The 16,601-nt window shown below is 53.5% G+C and carries 12 protein-coding genes, 1 pseudogene and 1 riboswitch; of the genes and pseudogenes, 2 read left to right on the top strand and 11 right to left on the bottom strand.

All coding sequences use genetic code 11. The features are described from left to right. Positions 1-29: 29 nt before the first annotated feature. Entirely contained in the window at positions 30-1,121 is a 1,092-nt protein-coding gene (locus AC5JQH_RS00705) for a right-handed parallel beta-helix repeat-containing protein (RefSeq protein WP_493805156.1), read from the top strand. 105 nt (positions 1,122-1,226) lie between these two features. Here the strand turns inward: AC5JQH_RS00705 and AC5JQH_RS00700 are convergent. From AC5JQH_RS00700 to AC5JQH_RS00650, 11 genes and pseudogenes are all read right to left on the bottom strand, one after another. After that, positions 1,227-1,313, bottom strand: a pseudogene (locus AC5JQH_RS00700) (PEP-CTERM sorting domain-containing protein); the annotation flags it as partial. A gap of 641 nt (positions 1,314-1,954) precedes the next feature. Then, entirely contained in the window at positions 1,955-3,022 is a 1,068-nt protein-coding gene (locus AC5JQH_RS00695) for a glycosyltransferase (protein ID WP_493805155.1), read from the bottom strand. A gap of 177 nt (positions 3,023-3,199) precedes the next feature. Next, the gene (locus AC5JQH_RS00690; RefSeq protein WP_493805154.1) at positions 3,200-3,799 is read right to left on the bottom strand and encodes a PEP-CTERM sorting domain-containing protein; all 600 of its coding nucleotides are present in this window, start codon (positions 3,797-3,799) and stop codon (positions 3,200-3,202) included. Positions 3,800-3,965: 166 nt separating this feature from the next. Beyond that, positions 3,966-5,399 (bottom strand): exosortase/archaeosortase family protein, encoded by a 1,434-nt coding sequence (locus tag AC5JQH_RS00685; RefSeq protein WP_493805153.1) that lies wholly within the window; start codon positions 5,397-5,399, stop codon positions 3,966-3,968. 117 nt (positions 5,400-5,516) lie between these two features. Next, entirely contained in the window at positions 5,517-6,284 is a 768-nt protein-coding gene (locus tag AC5JQH_RS00680; RefSeq protein WP_008171877.1) for a DUF4114 domain-containing protein, read from the bottom strand. 41 nt (positions 6,285-6,325) lie between these two features. Continuing rightward, positions 6,326-6,408, bottom strand: a riboswitch (cyclic di-GMP riboswitch). A 192-nt stretch (positions 6,409-6,600) separates the two neighbouring features. Continuing rightward, the gene (locus tag AC5JQH_RS00675) at positions 6,601-9,237 is read right to left on the bottom strand and encodes a tetratricopeptide repeat protein (protein WP_139216047.1); all 2,637 of its coding nucleotides are present in this window, start codon (positions 9,235-9,237) and stop codon (positions 6,601-6,603) included. Between the two features lie 49 nt (positions 9,238-9,286). Beyond that, positions 9,287-10,660, bottom strand: coding sequence for a PEP-CTERM-box response regulator transcription factor (prsR, locus tag AC5JQH_RS00670; RefSeq protein WP_493805152.1), 1,374 nt, complete (start codon positions 10,658-10,660; stop codon positions 9,287-9,289). A 102-nt stretch (positions 10,661-10,762) separates the two neighbouring features. Then, positions 10,763-12,898 carry an XrtA/PEP-CTERM system histidine kinase PrsK gene (gene prsK, locus AC5JQH_RS00665; protein ID WP_493805151.1) on the bottom strand — a complete coding sequence of 712 codons (2,136 nt, stop codon included), beginning with the start codon at positions 12,896-12,898 and terminating at the stop codon, positions 10,763-10,765. 83 nt (positions 12,899-12,981) lie between these two features. Beyond that, a complete protein-coding gene (locus tag AC5JQH_RS00660) occupies positions 12,982-13,929 on the bottom strand; it encodes an SDR family oxidoreductase (protein WP_493805150.1) in 948 nt (315 codons plus the stop codon). Further along, a complete protein-coding gene (locus tag AC5JQH_RS00655; protein ID WP_493805149.1) occupies positions 13,929-14,744 on the bottom strand; it encodes a lysophospholipid acyltransferase family protein in 816 nt (271 codons plus the stop codon). The genes AC5JQH_RS00660 and AC5JQH_RS00655 overlap by 1 nt, the downstream gene beginning before the upstream one ends. After that, complete coding sequence (locus tag AC5JQH_RS00650) at positions 14,741-15,664, bottom strand: D-hexose-6-phosphate mutarotase (protein WP_493805148.1); 924 nt, start codon at positions 15,662-15,664, stop codon at positions 14,741-14,743. The genes AC5JQH_RS00655 and AC5JQH_RS00650 overlap by 4 nt, the downstream gene beginning before the upstream one ends. Before the next feature lie 118 nt (positions 15,665-15,782). Between AC5JQH_RS00650 and AC5JQH_RS00645 the strand changes: the two genes are divergently transcribed. Beyond that, positions 15,783-16,532: a 2OG-Fe(II) oxygenase gene (locus AC5JQH_RS00645; RefSeq protein ID WP_493805147.1), complete on the top strand. Its 750-nt coding sequence runs from the start codon at positions 15,783-15,785 to the stop codon at positions 16,530-16,532. Positions 16,533-16,601: the final 69 nt, after the last annotated feature.

Here is a 16,601-nt window from a genome sequence, read left to right as displayed (position 1 = left end):
TAAGCAACGAAAGCTTAGCACAGGCTTGTGTGTCAGCGGTGAATAAGGAAATGGTTAAACATTGGCTGGTTTGTATTTCTTTGGTTTTGTTACTTCCACCGAGTGCTTTGGGAATAGAATGCGCATCTGCTTCCATCCCCGAGCAGCCCTCTGGTACGGAAATAAGGGTTGAAAGCGTCAATGAACTTCAACGTGCGGTGCGTTCGGCACAGCCAGGCAGCGTTATACTGCTTGCGCCAGGAGGATACAAGCTAACGGCGACTGCTGCAGTAGGCACCGACGATATAACTATACGTGGTGATGGCGATACGTACATTGATGTGTTCATCATGGGCGCGGGTATGAATAACCCGGATTATGGCGGCGCCCCTCATGGCATCTGGACAAATGCTTCCGGCCTCACTGTTCAGAACCTTACCATTCGTGACTTTTATCAGCATGGTATTGTGTTAAACCCCGGCGCCGAATCACCGACCTTTCAGAATATCCGGATAGTGGATACCGGTAAGCAGTTAATCAAAGCGAATCCATCTGGCTTTGGGGATGGCGTTGATGGGGGCCTTGTTGAGCATTCTGTTCTCGCTTATACCGAGGGGCCTCCTATGATCGACCGGGGAGGTGGCACTGGCTATACCAATGGCGTGGATGTCCATGCCGGTGCCAACTGGGTTATTCGGAACAATCACTTTGAAAACTTCCATGCGCCGGATCATGCGGATCATCTTTGGGCGCCAGTTGTTTTAATGTGGAACGGTGCGCGCGATACCGTTGTGGAGAACAACACTTTCATGAATGTCGACCGGGCCATCGCGTTTGGTTTGCTTGACCGGCCTATGGATCATTCTGGTGGAGTCATTCGGAATAACCGGATTGATTATGCCGAGGGACTTTACAGTGCCCAAAGGCGACGGGGATCCGATGGGGCGATTATTGTTTGGAGTTCGCCAGGCACCATCGTAGAGGGTAATGAGGTGTTTACCAGAGGAAACCTGAATCGCTCTATTGAATTCCGGTTCGATACCATTGGGGCCAGTGCCATCAATAATACGGTGGACGCGCCGATTGGTACCCGCGATGGCGGGAGTTACGAAGGTTCCGGCAATCGGTTGATCAGGGAATAGCGGCTAACAGAACTTTTGAGACTTTAGAGCAGGGGTTTTTAAGCTGGGTGGCTGACAGGCCAGTTACTTCGGGCAACCGGCCTGCTTGATCAAAAAAGGAACTGCTTACGATGCATTTTTTCTTCTCGCAAAACCCAGGCCGGCCAAGCCGAGACCAAGCAACGTCAGGGAAGCGGGCTCAGGCACGTTGACTGGTGCTGAGAAGTTTGAAATTTTTGTTACAGCTGAACCAAAGATTGAGTCTGTCGCTCTGGCGCGAAACCCGAATACGTCACCGGTGGTTACGGCAAATGTTGCAGTGCCAGACTGAGTGGAATAACTCCCATTTTGTGTAAGTTGCGTAAATGACCCATTCAGTAGCCATCCAAAAGGATCATAAGAAGAGCCCCAGGAGTCATATGTTTTATACAACCAATCGAAAGTTACTAAACCATCCCCTAACGCACTGATCGTGAAATCTGTGTCGGATGCGCCGCCGCCCGAGTTACTGCTGATCTGAAGGATTGATGAGGGGGCGCCTGTGGTATCGATTGCTCCACCATTCAGCGATTGGTTCCAATTCGAAACGTCATACCCGCCTGTAAAATCGTTGATCAACCCTGCGTTAACAGAACTTGCAAAAAACACAAGAGACAAACAAAGAAAGATATTTTTCATTACTTTATTCCTTATTACTGAGATGGGCTTCATTGCACGGCTATGGCCATACAAGACATGTGCCAAGTCAGTAACCTTTTGTTTTAAATTGATAAATACGGGAGGACGTAATGAAAAATAAGAAAGCGTAAAATTTCCCGACGTATATTGTAAGCTTTGCTTTACGAAATGCCGAATCATTCGTAGCAGTGTTCGTACTGTTCCACCATCTGTTTGGCCGAAAATCGTTCCTCAAAACGCCTTCTAGCGTGTTGCGACATTCTGGAAAGTGCGTCTGGGTTTTGCAGCAGTTCCTGGATCGTCCCGGTAAATGTGGGAAGGTCGTCACTCTCAACCAGTGTTCCTGTTTCGCCATCTGCGACGATTTCGGGAGTTCCGCCAACACGAGTGGCGACTGTCGGAATTCCCAGGCTCATGGCTTCCAGAAGTGTCATGGATGTGCCTTCGGTAAAAGAGGGCAGCAGGAATATATCCATCTGGCTCAGGTAGTCGGCGGGTTTTGATTGAAAGCCTGTAAAAATAACTGACTCCCCCAGGTTTAATTCAGCTGCAAGCTTTTCCAGGTTGTCGCGTTCCGGGCCGTCGCCCACCAGGAGCAGCCTTACAGGGACGTCTTGATCGAGCAGAGTTCGCGTCGCCTTCAGCATCAGTGCCTGGTTTTTCACCGCGTCCAGTCGGGCAACGGTACCAATAACCGTTTCTTCTGCTTTTATTCCCAACTGATCTTTCAATGCAGAGCGTTTTTTCTCGGTAACTTCTAGTGGTGCAATGCCGTTATAGATCACGCTGATTCTGTCTCTGGGGAAGTATTCGTATTCCACCAGAGCGTCGCGCGTCGCGGAGGAGATTGCGACAAGTTTGTGGGAGGTGCGGGCTATGAAAGGATTGATGAACCTTGCTTTTTTTCGGTGGTGGTCCGGATGAAAGCGACCGTGCTCTGTGAAGACCACCTTTGCTCCCGTGCCCCAGTGCGCAAACCAGCCATAGGCGTAAGGTGAGTATTGGTGGCAATGGACAATATCGAATTTCCCGGATTTGATCAGATGCCTCAGCCAGAGAATGGTCTTTAGATCAAAGCCGGAGGCTCGTTGGCGCGCGTGGTGTTTTATACCGCACTCGGTTTCCAGTGCCTGGCCAATATCGCCAACTTCCCCATCAATACAGGCAATTTCGTTGTGGAACCGGTCTTTGTCCAGGTTGGTGACTAATTGCCGGATGACTTGTTCGGTGCCGCCGAAGCCCATGTTGAAGGTGACATGGAGAATGCGAACGGGTGTTTTCGTTATTTCCATGGGGTAGGAGCCGATAATTTTGGGGTCGTGAGGCCTGAGTATATCGGGTTCTTGTTCACACAGTGAATGATGTCTGGAACAAAGAAAAGCCAGCTATCTAGCTGGCTTTCGTTGGTAACTGGGCTGAAATCAGGAGAGCTTTTTGCGGCGAACTGCCACAAGGCTCAGAATGCCCAGGCCAAACAGGGCCAGAGTACCCGGTTCTGGCACGAGCGATACGTTGTCCAGCATGATGCCAATGTTGTCGCCACCGCGATGTTCGAAAATGAGCTTGCTGGTGGTCTGGCTGGTCAGGGTGATATCGCGCACGATGGTCTGCCAGGGATCGTTTGCAGACAAAGTGAAAGTTTCGCTCAGGAACCCGTCCAGACCAACGACTACGGAGTCGCTGGTGCTGTTTCTTTGATTACCGGAAATATCAAAGCTCAGCGTGTAGGTGCCTGGGTCCAGTGTCAGCGAAATGCTTTCGAGAGTGCCGGCGTTTCGATTGGAGCCATCCAGGTCCACACACTTACCAGTGCCACCGGCACAGGTAAGGCCCCATTTATTCGGGGTGGAAATAAGATCGACAGTGCCATCGGTGACGTCCCAATTCTGGAAGTCATCATAGTTCGTTTGCGATCCGCCGTTCGGAAGCTCCGAGTCAAAATCGTCTTGAAAAATTACGCCTGCGTTGACAGACAGACTGAAAAGTGTGGCGGAGAGGAGTGCGGCTAACCGTTTATACATCATATTGGTACTTCCCAAATTAAACCAATGCGTTAATGCAGCCTACGTTTTAATCAGCAGGATTGGTGCCAATAATTAAGCATTTGATTTAATGAGCTTTTATCGTTGGTAGGTTAGGAGAGTGTAAAGAAAGTCGACGGGAATTCTGATCCATGTGTCAATTAATTTACAGCTGGGCTTCCACCATGGTTTTGGTGCGCTCGAGTCGGGATAATTCGTCACTGCAATCCCTGTCTTTGCAGGGCACCTGAATGGTAACGAGAGCGAACCGGCTCTCACCGGACAGAGTGGCGGGGATCTGAAGAAGTTTGGCCTGGCGGTAGTTCAGGCTAGTTCTGCTTCCCACCTGATACCACTGGGCCATAATGACACGGTCCCGGGTGAGGATGTTTCGATAGAGCAAAACGCCCGGTGCAAGTCGCTCTTCTATTTGCCAGGAGGACTTGTCGAACATCTGCGGCAGGTAGGGCACAAGTTTTTCGTCGGATTTGGTTTTCTGGCTTTGGGCCAGAGATACCCAGCTATTCCTGGTGCTTAGAATCGTTTGGTCGAGCGCCGAAGGCAGGCTGATTGGCAATGGCAGCTCAGCGCTTGCCTGCCTTGGCTGGAAGCCTTCGAGTTGCAGTGTCCATGGTGATTCGTCGTAGGCACTGGTTTGTGCAAGCGTCAGTGCAGCCGGGCCCACGATTACTGCAACGATTATCGCCGACATGGCGACTTTGGTGATGTTCAGCCTAGTGGTTGTCGGCTGGTGGTTGGCCTTGTTTCTTTTACGAACGGGTGAAAAGTAAAGAGCCGGCAGAATGAAAGCCCCGAAAACAATCCAGCCCATGGTTTCGTGGTCGGTGAGCAGCTCGCTCTGCATGTTGGTCTCATAGGCGACAAACACCAGAATGGTAATCCGAACCCAGTTTGCAACCAATCCGATCAGCATGGCTACGATGACGGTGATCAACCAGCCTTTCCAGCGGTAATCATTGAGAATGGAGGTCATCATGGCCAGAAGGATGGAAATGGCAAAGTAGCGAATGCCGGAGCATCCATCGGCAATCAGGAGTCGCCCGTAGGGCAGTGTGATGCTGTTGCCCTCAATAAGCGCGGTCATCCCGAATAATCGGACCCAACTGCCCACAACAACACTGGCCAGTGATACCAGCGGCGGCACCAGGTCTGCCCAGAAGGGCAGTGAGAGTGACAGTAGGGCAACGTAGGGCAGAAAGCTAAGCGCTTTTTTCAAACCCAGCAATGTCCAGGAGACGGCCATTACACCTGCTGGCAGCATCAGGTAGGCGAGGGTATCAATACGCACCAACTCAAGCAGGAGCCACACGAGAGTAACCCCAATTAGCGCGATACCGCCGAGCAGGTGGTATGGTTTCAAGAGCAAGCCGCTTGTACCGCCTGCGGGCCTGGGCGGATGAATCATTAGCATGCCCAGGAAAATGACGGCGGTGGCAAGGCCATGAGCCAAAACCTGCTCGAACTCGAGCCAAATGGTGCCAAGCCTAAACCAGGTTGGATAGAAAAGTACGACGGCAACTGCTGAAACAACCAGAAAGGGGAGGGAATTGGGGAGGTTGTCGAATGTCTTCCTTAACATCATTTTTCCGCCGGACTACTTGGTCTTTGGAAGAATACCGTGATTGCTACTCCGGTAAAAGACAAATCAAAGCACGAAAAAAGCCAGCCGAAGCTGGCTTTTGGCACCCTATCGAAATCAGGCTCTCTGACGACGACGGGCTGCACCGAGGCCTGCAAGGCCGAGGCCGAGGAGGGCCAGGGTGCCCGGCTCTGGAACAGGGATTACAGATTCGACCATTACTACCAAGTCATTGAAGTCTTGATCGCCTCCAAGTACATCTTCCCAACCTAAGACAAACTCATTGTCTGTCCAGAGGCCTTCATCAAAGCCCTGTATTTGGATAGTGTCGGTATTGGTGCCCTGATAGGCAACCATCTGGTCGGCACCGTTCGTATTCAATGAGCTATCAGAATAAAAGACTGGGCCGTTGGCTGTGCCAAGGTAATAGCCGAAAACTCCGCTGCCGAAGTCAACATTTGAGTCAGCACCATTAATCCCAACAGAACCATCACTCAAGATGGCTACAGTTTTTTGGCTGTTAAAGCCCTGATTGAAGGAATCAGCGCCCGAAAAGATTTCCACGTAATTCATCGGGTTAAGGCGATCATAAATGCCGAACGTATTCGTGCCAGACTGACCAGCGATTTCCATAATGAATGTCGTTACACTGCCGCCAGTGGCGGTAATGTCCCAATAGCTATCCAATCCGTCATCCAACTGATCTGCATTTACGTCTACAGATGAGGCGCCTGGGGTTGGGCTTGGGGCGATTGTGATGTTATCGAGGACGCTCTGGAGCCCTGTACCTGCACCATCAGCGCCATCATTATTTACTACAACTGCACCAGCCGAAGCTGTCCAGGCGGACAAAGCAACTGCAGCAGCAATGAGTTTAAGTTTCATGGGTATTCTCCGGTTGTTTAGCTCTAAGTCCTTGTAGTGTGCTTTGCAACCAGGCTGTCTCTTATTGTTCTAGAGATCCTTGGCTTTCCGTCCCATCCTCGCGAATGGTTTGGCTTCCGACCGGGTACTACCCCGATCCTCACCCTAGAACAAGCGAGAAGCGTGCCATTAATCTATAGTTCTGAAATCCTTGAAAAAAATCCCGGTATTTAAATAAGGGCTGTAAAAAAATTCGACATTGAAACGAAGAAGGCCGGAGATACGGTAGTCTCCGGCCTCACTGTCTGGCTTGATTTGCGGGCTTTGTCGATCTTCTTTACATGGCCTGCTTAACGGTTTCGAGGTGAGCGCGGATTTCAGCGTTATCCGGAGCGAGAGCCACGGCCCTTTCAATCACTTCTTTCGCTTCGGCATGTTTGCCCGCGAGGTGCAGGATCCAGCCATAGGTATCCAGTACGGCCGCATTGTCGGGGGCAAGGTCCCGGGCGCGACCAGCCAGTTCCATGGCACGGGCAGAGTCATCTTCGCGCAACAGCCAGGCCAGGTTGTTCAGGGCAGCAATGTTGTTGGGTTGGCGGGAAATAACCTGCTCATAGTGGTTGGCGGCCACAATTTCCTGCTTGTTGGCCATCAGCCAATCTGCTCTAGCCATGTGGGCGGTACTGCTGTTTGGCGCAACACTGAGCCAACTGTCCGTCAGTTCGTCCTCTGCCTCGGGCGCTTCTGTTTTTGCCAGGCCAAGAAGAGAGGGCATCAGGCCGACATCCTGTGATGTCTGCCATTGCTCAAGAAGGTAGTTGAAGGCCGGCTTGTTACCTTCTTTTTGCCTGAGCAGTGCTGCACGCGAAAGAACCACGGGTCGCTCCGTGCCAAACGTGTCTTCAACGGCATCCAATGCATTCAGCGCCTCGTTCAATTTGCCTTCCATCTGGTAAATACCCACGGGGAGAAGCGCGTATCCCAGGTTTTCCGGCTCTAGGGCGATGGCTTCGGCGGCTTTTGCGCGGGCAGTGGCGTAATCCTCGTTGGCTGCTGCTGTCTGGGCCTCGGCTCGCAACAGTTGTCCGGTCGCACGGTTGACGGCCTCGGAGTCGGAGGTCTGCCATTCATCGAGCAGTGCCCGTGCCTCGGCCAGCCTGCCCTGGCGAATGTTGATCAGGGCCGCCAGGGTGTCGGCATTCATTTGGAGCTCGGGATGTTCCTTGCCAACGTTACCAAGCCATTGTTGAACCTCCTCTGGTGAATGGTTCTGGGCGTAGACCTGTCCGGCTCGCTGGAGCGGTTGAATCGCATCGGGCGTTATCTTTGCGGCATCTATAAACGTCCGCACAGCATCTGCCGGCTGACCTGTCTGGTTATAGAGCATAGCCAGGGCAACCTTCGGAGCTTGTAGCTGAGGGCTTTCCTTAACCAGGGTTTCCAGTCTGGTTTTGGCAGCCTCGGTATTGCCCAGTTGGGCATCTGCCATGCTTGCGAGCAATACGGCTGAAGGTTGGTCACCGTAACCATTCAGTAGTGAATCACGGATTTCCGTTGCTTCTTCGGTTTCGCCTTGCTGGATGAGCAGGTTTAGGTAGGTGGCGGTGGTATTCCACTCGGATGGATTTGAGGTGAATGCCATCCTTAGCTGGCCCAGGGCCTGCTCGGGTTGATCATTGCGAATGTGGTATTGAGCAAGGGCCAGCCTGAGCCGAACACGGTTCGGCTCGTTGCTGATGGCCTTGCTCAGGCTGGCGACGCCGGCGTCCTGGTACTCAGGCAGGCTGAGGGCGAGGATTCCGTGCATTGCCAGCAGTTCGTTATCGTTAGGGCGCGCCTTTATAGCGCGGTCGAGAGTTTTTAACGCTTCTTCCCTGTCACCGGCATCAATCTGAGCCATGGTGGCGGCGCGTATGTACTGGGTAGGCGTGGTTTCCGGATCGAGGTTTTCCGTTAGTAGGCGGGTGCCTTCGTCCAGTTCGCCGGTTCCTGCAGATAAAGCCCCAAGCATCAGGGCGACTTGTTCGTTGTCTGGATCAAGCTTGAGCATATCTCGCAGGATGGTTTTGGCCTCGTCAATGTTGCCATCTTTGATGGCTGCGATGGCTGCTTCGCCCTGTTCTCGGGCTCCGGTATTGAGGTTTTCTGCAAGAATCCGGTTGTACACCTGGGCTTCCGTGATCCTGCCTTGTTCGGTGAGTACTCGGGAAAGGGAAGAGAGAATGTCCCGGCGGATGGGCAGGAACACATCGGAAGTGGGCAGCACCCCTACAGCATCAGTTAGGGTCGCAGACGCTGCTTCGAGCTGGTTCTCACGATATTGCGCAACGCCTTTCCAATAGAGCACTTCTGGCTCCTGTCCGTTGCGATTTGTCCACTCTTCAAGCGCCTGAATGGCCTGTGAAGACTGATTGAGGTCTAGGTGGCTCCTGGCCACCCCAACGATTGCGTTGATGTTTGCGGCGTTGCTGGCTGTCAGGTTCTGAAAAAGTGCCAGCGCCTCAGTTTTTTCGCCGGCCAGCCTAAGGGCTTCTGCGCGAATCAGCGATGCCTGCAGCTGGGCTTCCGGCGAATCTGCTGAAAAGGCTTCCAGGGTTTCCAGGGCCGAGAGTTGCTTGCCCTGCTCCACATAGGCCCGCGCGAGTGGCAGTGCCACATCGCTCGCATGGTTGCTCAGCCATGGCTCCAGCAGGTCAGATGCCTGTTCATAGGCGCCTATGGATTGGTAAATCTCGGCCAGGCGCACGATATGAGACACATTGTTTGGGTCTGCCTGGATGGCATTTCTTACTTCGACAAGCGCAGAGCGGTATTGGCCCTGTTCGGCATAGGTGTCCGCCCGCGAAATGTGTGACATGGCTTCAGAGCTGTCTGGTTGATTATTGCAGCCAACCAGAAGCGGCAGTGGGCTCAGCAAGGCGCTGACCAAGAACAGGCGTGGCAGAGCTCGCAATGTCTGGTTCCTTGTTTTCATTTTTTTACTCCTTGAATCAGGCCCGGATTAAAAACCAGAGCCTGATAAATCATACTTCAGAGATTTCCGCAGATGTGTCTATTTTGTATTTATCGGTCAGGTTATAGAGGGTAGGCCGGGTAACACCCAGCAACCTCGCTGCCTGAGCCATGTTGTAGCCGGTGGTCTGCAGGGCCTGGCAAATCGCCTGCCTTTCTGCCTGTTCCCGCACTTGCCGCAAATTAATATGGCTCGTTGTAGCTGAGTCGCCCGCATTGAGTTCAAGATCGTCCGCCGTAACACGTTTGCCATCGGCCATAATAGTTGCCCGTTTGACCTTGTTGATCATCTCGCGCACGTTGCCGGGCCATGGGTAACTGTCAATGGCGTTTATTGCATCTTCGGTAAAAGCCAGGTTGGGCCGATCCATTTGCTTGCCCAAGGATTTGAGGAGAGACTGGGCAATAACCAGGGCATCACCATCACGCTCCCGAACGGCCGGTACGTCCAGCGTGATCTCACTGATGCGGTAGTAGAGGTCTTCCCGGAACTCTCCGCTATCGATCAGTTGTCGTACATCACGATGAGTGGCGCAAACAACGCGCACATCAACTGGAATCGGGTTGACTGACCCCACCCGGTCTACCACGCGCTCTTGAAGAAACCGAAGAAGCTTCGCCTGCAAAGCCATGGGCATATCTCCAATCTCATCAAGGAACAGGGTGCCGCCGTTGGCGTTTTCTATTTTGCCCTTTTTGGTTTGATTGGCGCCGGTAAATGACCCTTTTTCAAACCCGAAAAGCTCGCTTTCAAGGAGGTTCTCCGGGATTGCGGCGCAGTTAATAGCGGCGAATGGTTTAGAGCACCGAGGGCTCAGATCGTGAATTGCCCTCGCCAAAAGCTCTTTGCCGGTGCCGGTTTCACCAGTGATGAGTGTGGTCACGTCTGTTGGGGCTACCTTTTCAAGGGTCCGGCAAATTGCAAGCATCTGGGGGCTTGCTGCCACAATACCTTTGATATTGGTCCCGTTTCTTTGCCGGGCCAAGTCGCGGTTTTCCCGTTCGAGTTCGGCCAGCCTGAAGGCCCGATTGACAACAAACGTCAGGATGTCTGCATCGAGAGGCTTCTGGTAAAAATCAGAGGCACCCATGCCAATTGCTTTGACCGAGTTTTCCTTGTCTTCCCGCCCGGTGACCACAATCACCTTGGTCATCGGCGCAAGGCGTAGAATTTCCTCCAGAAGGCCAAAGCCTTCTGTCGCTCCGCCAGGGTCGGGGGGGAGGCCAAGGTCCAGTGTGATTACGTCGGGTTCTTCACGCCTCAAAGCGGCAAGCGCCGATTCGCGGTCAGAAGCAACAGCCACCTCCAGATCCTCGCTGAAACACCAGCGCATCTGGCTCTGAAGTCCCGGATCATCCTCAACTATCAGGAGTCGTCTAGTCACAACAGTACTAAGTCCTTTTTTTACGGAGTTTCCTTAACCCGATTCTTAACTGAACATTGACACTTTGCAATGCTGGTTTGCAGGGATGTTTGTATTCGGCAATTAATTGGCGCCCTGGGCGCTCTCGTAGTTGTCAGAAACTAGTCGTTCTGTCTCTTCGGTTGCTTTTCCCTGGTTTGCATCGGCCAGCGGAATTCTCACTGAAAAACAGGAGCCAAGACCCGGTTCGCTGGTTACATCAATATTGCCGCCAAGTCTTTGAACGTACTCTCTTGCCTGGTAGGCACCTATGCCCATTCCGGTGAGGCCCTTGGTACTGGCAAAAGGCTTGAACAACTGGCTGCTGATAAATTCTTCGGTCATCCCGGTGCCCGTATCCTGGATGAACAGCACAACATTTCCGCGTGCGATTTTCAGAGTCAAGATGATTTCTCCGTCGGGAGGGGTCGCATCCTGAGCGTTCTGAATCAAATGCCCTAGCACACTGCGCAGCTGTTCCTCGTCTGCTTTTATCATGGCGTCCAACGGCGTTCCCTCGAGATGTGGGGCAGGTAGGCGGTGCTGATGATGTGCAATTAATTGCTCGACCAACTGGGTAAGGTTAATGGGAGCGAGCGCGCTGTCGTCCTCGGTCGCTGGTTTGCGAATGTGGTCTACCAGGTTCGACATCTTGCGCACGGCATGTTCCGTTGTGTTGATCATGTCGTCGATGAACGCCGGGTTGTTCCTGTGTTTCGGGGCATTTTTAACGAGGAGCGATAATTGGGCGATCACTGTTTTAAGATCATGAACCATAAACGCCGAGGCTTTACTGACCGCTTCGAACTGCATGGCACGGGAAAGGCGATTCTGTGCATCGGCTTGGGCCAACAGGTTGGTAGTTTGGCGCGCAACGACTTTGATCAGATCAAAATTCTCCCAATTCAATTCCACCCGGGCGTAGGGGTTGCCAACCAATGCCATGCCATAGAGCTCGTTGCCTAAATAAAGAGGGATTATTAGCCAACCGTCGGACGTTTTTGAGATTGCGTCTGGAATTTCTAGCAGGTTGTAACTGACGGGATCAGCTTTGTACTCGTGAAGGTCGACAATCCACTCGCGATTCTGAAAAAAGCGCACCAATTCCGAATCGTTATCGATCATGGTGTGTTTGGGCACAGAAAGGTTGACGGCCGCCTTGAGGATGTAGGCGTTCTGTTCGCCAATCAGCCAGATCGCACCGGAATTGCTCTCAACTAAACCCGCCAGCATGCGGATTACACGCTGCGGTAATGGCGGCTCATCACTCAGGTCTGCGAGTTCCCGAGTCATTTTTAGCCACTCTTCCCGGTAGTCATATTTGTAGTCAAAGAAGTTCTGACTGATAAGCACCATGAGTTTGGAGCGTATTCGGCGCGAAAGCAGAAGTGTGACCAGGAATACTAGTGAAATCGTAAAGAAAAGGACTTGGAGAGCGTCTCCCCAGTCACCCCCAATGACGCGAACGTAGTAGCCCCCCAGTGCCAGGAACAGGAGGTACCCCCCGGCGAAAATAAGTGTGCCGGCGTGAAAAACAGCTGACCGTGACAGCTGAAAGTCTACCGGCTGTTTGCGAGTATTGATAACGTTAACGGCGAATAGCGGCGTGAGCAGCGCGTTTACAAACCCACGGGCGTTCCAGAATGAGTCTGCGACGTGGCCGAATAGCAGGGCGTCGGCATACATGAAAAAATCGAAGGCAAAAATCGTGGCAACGCCTATGCATATATATTTTATGCTGGAGCGTCCGAAACTTGGGGAGTTCCGCCAGATCTGCTCGACCAGGGACAAACCGAGTAGGGAAATACCAATCTGACCGAGAAGCTTGACTTTGCCGGTGGCTATGTTGATCTGTGCAAAGTGTTCTGCGAGTCCAATCCCCACCAGAACAACAAGCAGTGTTGCTGCGGTCGCGCCGATGACTTGTCTTACTTTTCCAGTGAGTTTGCTTTCGCGGAGACCATCTTTTAATAGCGCGAACAGCAAGTAAATCCAGGAAGCGTCCCGTAACAGTTCAATGAGGTAACGGAGATTGAAACCCGGGTATCCCCAAAGGCTTTGGCTGACAAGTGACGCTGCCCAGATTGCGGTTACAGCAGCTGCCAGCGCCAGCGCCCGATCGACGCCGCGGCGCAAATAGCGAGTGGCTACAAGCACCGCTAGTAGCCCGAACGTAATCGCTGCCAGCGAGTAGCTGAGTACGTCCATGTTGCTAAACATGCCTTGGCACCCCGAAAGAAGAAATCCCTGTCTAAAGAATAGTCTTGTTTAAACTCCAGCGTAACTTATGTAGCTACTGTTGACTAAACCGGCCTCTTGTTCTCCCGATAAAACCGGAAAATCTCCTTTAGCGGCCGCTTCGGCTCAAATCCGAACTCATTTACAAACGCCCGCCCATCAATCACCACCGGATACTTGAAGAACGCCATCAGATAGGACGGAAAGCTCTTCAGTTTCAGGGTGCCGAGTATCATCTTCGGAACCATCGGCGGAATGGAAGGCACCTGGATTCGCTTGCAACCACATAGCTTTAGTGCGTGCTGGTAAGCCACCCAGTCCTGCGGCGCGACGTTAAACACGCCACGTGTCGGTTTTTTATACGCCAGCACAATGGCGTCGGCCATGTCATCGATATGGATAAATTGCATCATGGGCGAAAAGCCCGCCAGCACCGGAGCCCGTTCGCTGCCGAGCAGGGTGCTGATGGTATTGCGCACGCCCGGGCCCACGATATTGCAGGGGCGCAGAATGGTGATGTTCAGTTCCGGGTAGCGCCACAGGTAGATGTTGGCCAGGTTTTCCAGTTCCACGGAATCGATGAGGTCGGCACTGAGTCCGGCGCTCTTGAGCGGAGCTGCTTCATCAATGAGTGCGGGGTTGTAGGCCACGGCTCCGTATACGTGGAACGTGGAGAGCACCACCACCCGCTTGATGCCGTACTTGTGGCTAAGGTCCAGCAATTTCTGGGTGCCCAGTACATTGGCGTTGTAGCGCCTCATTCGGGTGAGCTGGCTGGACATGATCCGGCCCATATGGATCACGCCATCAAACTGGTAGCGCCGGAACAGGTCCTCGAATACCCGCTTGTTGAAATCAATGCAGTAGCTCGGAATGTCGTCGCCCAGGTAGACCTGTTCCCGGAAATCCACGGCGACCAGGTCACAGGTATCCCGGAGCTGTTCGATGACCTGTTGGGCGAGGGCGCCGGCAGCGCCGGTAATCAGGATGTGCGGTCTGCGTTGTTCGGTCATCAGAAAAGCCTTTTTCGTTCGCTCAGTCCCTTGTCGATCAGTCGGCTGATTTCCGCCTTGACCTTCTCAACCCGTTCGGTGACCTGCTCTTCGGGAATTTCCAGATCGTCAAAGTACATCGGGGCTCCGAAATTCAGGTGTACCTTTGCTGGTAGCACAACGGGCATGGCGACCGGGGCGTAGGGGATGCCCAGGGCCTTTGCCAGGGGCTTGATGTTGGCGATGGCGGGGATGGTTTCCTCGCAGCCCACCACGCCCACGGGCACGATTGGCGCCTTGTATTTCATGGCCAGATGCATGAAGCCGTTGCCAAACCGTTTGAGCTGGTAGCGGTCATGGTAGAGCTTTCCGGAGCCGCGTATGCCCTCGGGGAATACGATCACGGCTTCGTTGTTGGCGAGCATCTTGGCGCAGTTAACCGGGTCGCCCAGCACAGCTCCCACTTCATTGAGCAGGTTGCCCAGCCAGGGCACGGTGGGGAAAAAGCGCTCAATCATTGCTCTTGGAATGCGGGGATCTTTTTCCCGGGAGGCGAGGGCATAGCCAATCAGCAGGCCATCGATGGGCAGCTGCCCGCTGTGGTTGGCGATAATCAGCACGGGTCCATCCGCGGGAATGTTTTCGACGCCCCGTGCTTTTACCCGGAAATACTTCTCGTAAATCTGTTTGGTGAGCGAAAGCCCATATTTCATGGCTTCGTTGTTGTAGCCCCACGGATCGTACCCAAGGCTCCCAATGGGTTTGCGGATGCGGTTGATATGCTCTTCCAGTTCCGCGGGAACCAGTCGGGTTTTGAGAAACGATGCCAGGCTCATGATTTCCTTCCGATGAATACGCCTAATGTGTGGCTTTGACCTTTATTTAGCACCCGGTAATCGCTGGCGGCATTGGCGGTTTCGACGCACAGCATGGACTGCCAGGCCGTATCGGGAAAATCCGATAGCTTGGCCGCCTTGGCCGGGCCGGGGTTCCAGACCACTGTTGAGTCACTGCCCACGGCTGAGAGCTTGCGGCCAGTTCGGGGTGTCACGATCGTCAGGGTTTCGCCGCTCTCGTAGATGCGGTCCGTTTCGCCGTCGAAATACACAGGGCCTTCCTGGTTGCGGTATTCCCAGTTATCCAGGGTGTCGATGTACTGGCTGTTTCCGAGACCCAGCACACGAGTCCGGGTTATGTCGCTGGTCGGCAAATAAGTATGGAGCGCCTGGGTAAAGGCCAGCGGATCGTTCCCCAGATTCGTGGTCGTCAAAGCCAGTTGGCATCCGCGGATGGAGAAACTGAAGGTGAGCAGGGCGAGCGCATGCCCGATCCAGACATCACTGAAATCTTCATTGGCATCCAGGGACAGGCTGATTTCCACTTCGTGGGCGTTCTCCCGGACATCTTCCAGTTTCCAGAGCGCGGTACGGGCAAACCCGTGGGCTTGGTCTGTCTGGATGCGTTTCCGCACTTCCGGCGCGTTGCGGGCCGGATCGCCGAACCAGGGCCAGCACACGGGAATGCCACCGCGGATGGCTCGACCGGGTTCGTACCGGGCCGCTGGGCTCATCCAGAGCCAGTCAGATTCGTCCTGAGGTTTGAAGCTTGCCAGATGAGCGCCCTGAATAAACACAGTGGCCTGGAACAAAGGATGGTGGACCTCAAGAGCTTCCAGTTGCCCGATTGTTTTCCAGCGCGTGAAGGACCATTGGCCCGGCGAAAGTGAGAGCGGTGGCCTGTTACTGCTTTCTGACATGGTTAGCTACTGAGTGAAACCGGTTAAGTGTATTTGCCTACACAGAGAGTAAATTAAAACTGCCGCTGCGGCGAGAATTGCGCCTAAAATACGCTTAAATTCAGTACGAGGCCTGCCGATGGAAACGCCGGTAATCATTCCGATCCATGATCCCCTTATCACACCTTTGCAAAGCGCCCAGGATGCGGTGGCGGGCAGTGATGTCCAGTCGATGGATCTCACGCCGGAGCAACAGGCGCCGGTGTCTGAGGACTGGGTGGATGAACTGGCTTCAGGGCTGAGCGAGCACGGCTGGATGTCGCTGGATGTGAGGTCGCGGCTGGGCGCCAACCTGTTGGCGGCGCTGAAACAGGAAGTGCAGATTCTGGATCGTACCGATGCCATGAAAAAAGCCGGCATCGGGCGCGGGAGTGATCTGGTGCGAGACCGGTCGGTGCGGCGCGACAAGATTGTCTGGCTGCAAGGCATTACAGCTCCTCAGGCCGCGCTGTTCGAGTTTTTCGAGTCCATTCGCCAGGGTCTGAATCAAAGGTTGTTTCTCGGGCTGAAGCGATTCGAGACTCATTATGCTACGTACCATTCAGGTGATTTCTATAAACAGCATCTGGACAGCTTTAAGGGCAGGGCATCCCGGGTGGTGAGTCTGGTGCTCTACCTGAACGAAGATTGGCAGGCAGCCGACGGTGGCGCGCTTCAGGTTTTCAACCGGGACAATGATCAGGAAGTGTGCGGAACCGTGTTGCCCGAGGCAGGACGAATGGCCTTGTTCATGAGCGAGGAAATTCCTCACGAGGTGTTACCGGCAAACCGCACTCGCTACAGTCTGGCCTGCTGGTTCCGCCAGGATGAGGTGCCGCTTCCTTTATAAGGCCGATGCTTGCGGGCGTGCTGATTTGTCATTGTAGTGTGCAAACCCTTTTGGTAATATGCGCGCCGC

The organism is Marinobacter sp. H13 (assembly GCF_059072335.1).
This window is presented reverse-complemented; position numbering and strand designations above follow the sequence as displayed.

Excerpts from the sequence above, each read along its gene's own strand:
- AC5JQH_RS00695 (WP_493805155.1), bottom strand. The coding sequence starts at position 3,022 with ATGGGCTTCGGCGGCACCGAACAAGTCATCCGGCAATTAGTCACCAAC.
- AC5JQH_RS00690 (WP_493805154.1), bottom strand. The coding sequence starts at position 3,799 with ATGTATAAACGGTTAGCCGCACTCCTCTCCGCCACACTTTTCAGTCTG.
- AC5JQH_RS00685 (WP_493805153.1), bottom strand. The coding sequence starts at position 5,399 with ATGTTAAGGAAGACATTCGACAACCTCCCCAATTCCCTCCCCTTTCTG.
- AC5JQH_RS00680 (WP_008171877.1), bottom strand. The coding sequence starts at position 6,284 with ATGAAACTTAAACTCATTGCTGCTGCAGTTGCTTTGTCCGCCTGGACA.
- AC5JQH_RS00675 (WP_139216047.1), bottom strand. The coding sequence starts at position 9,237 with ATGAAAACAAGGAACCAGACATTGCGAGCTCTGCCACGCCTGTTCTTG.
- prsK (WP_493805151.1), bottom strand. The coding sequence starts at position 12,898 with ATGTTTAGCAACATGGACGTACTCAGCTACTCGCTGGCAGCGATTACG.
- AC5JQH_RS00660 (WP_493805150.1), bottom strand. The coding sequence starts at position 13,929 with ATGACCGAACAACGCAGACCGCACATCCTGATTACCGGCGCTGCCGGC.
- AC5JQH_RS00655 (WP_493805149.1), bottom strand. The coding sequence starts at position 14,744 with ATGAGCCTGGCATCGTTTCTCAAAACCCGACTGGTTCCCGCGGAACTG.
- AC5JQH_RS00650 (WP_493805148.1), bottom strand. The coding sequence starts at position 15,664 with ATGTCAGAAAGCAGTAACAGGCCACCGCTCTCACTTTCGCCGGGCCAA.
- AC5JQH_RS00645 (WP_493805147.1), top strand. The coding sequence starts at position 15,783 with ATGGAAACGCCGGTAATCATTCCGATCCATGATCCCCTTATCACACCT.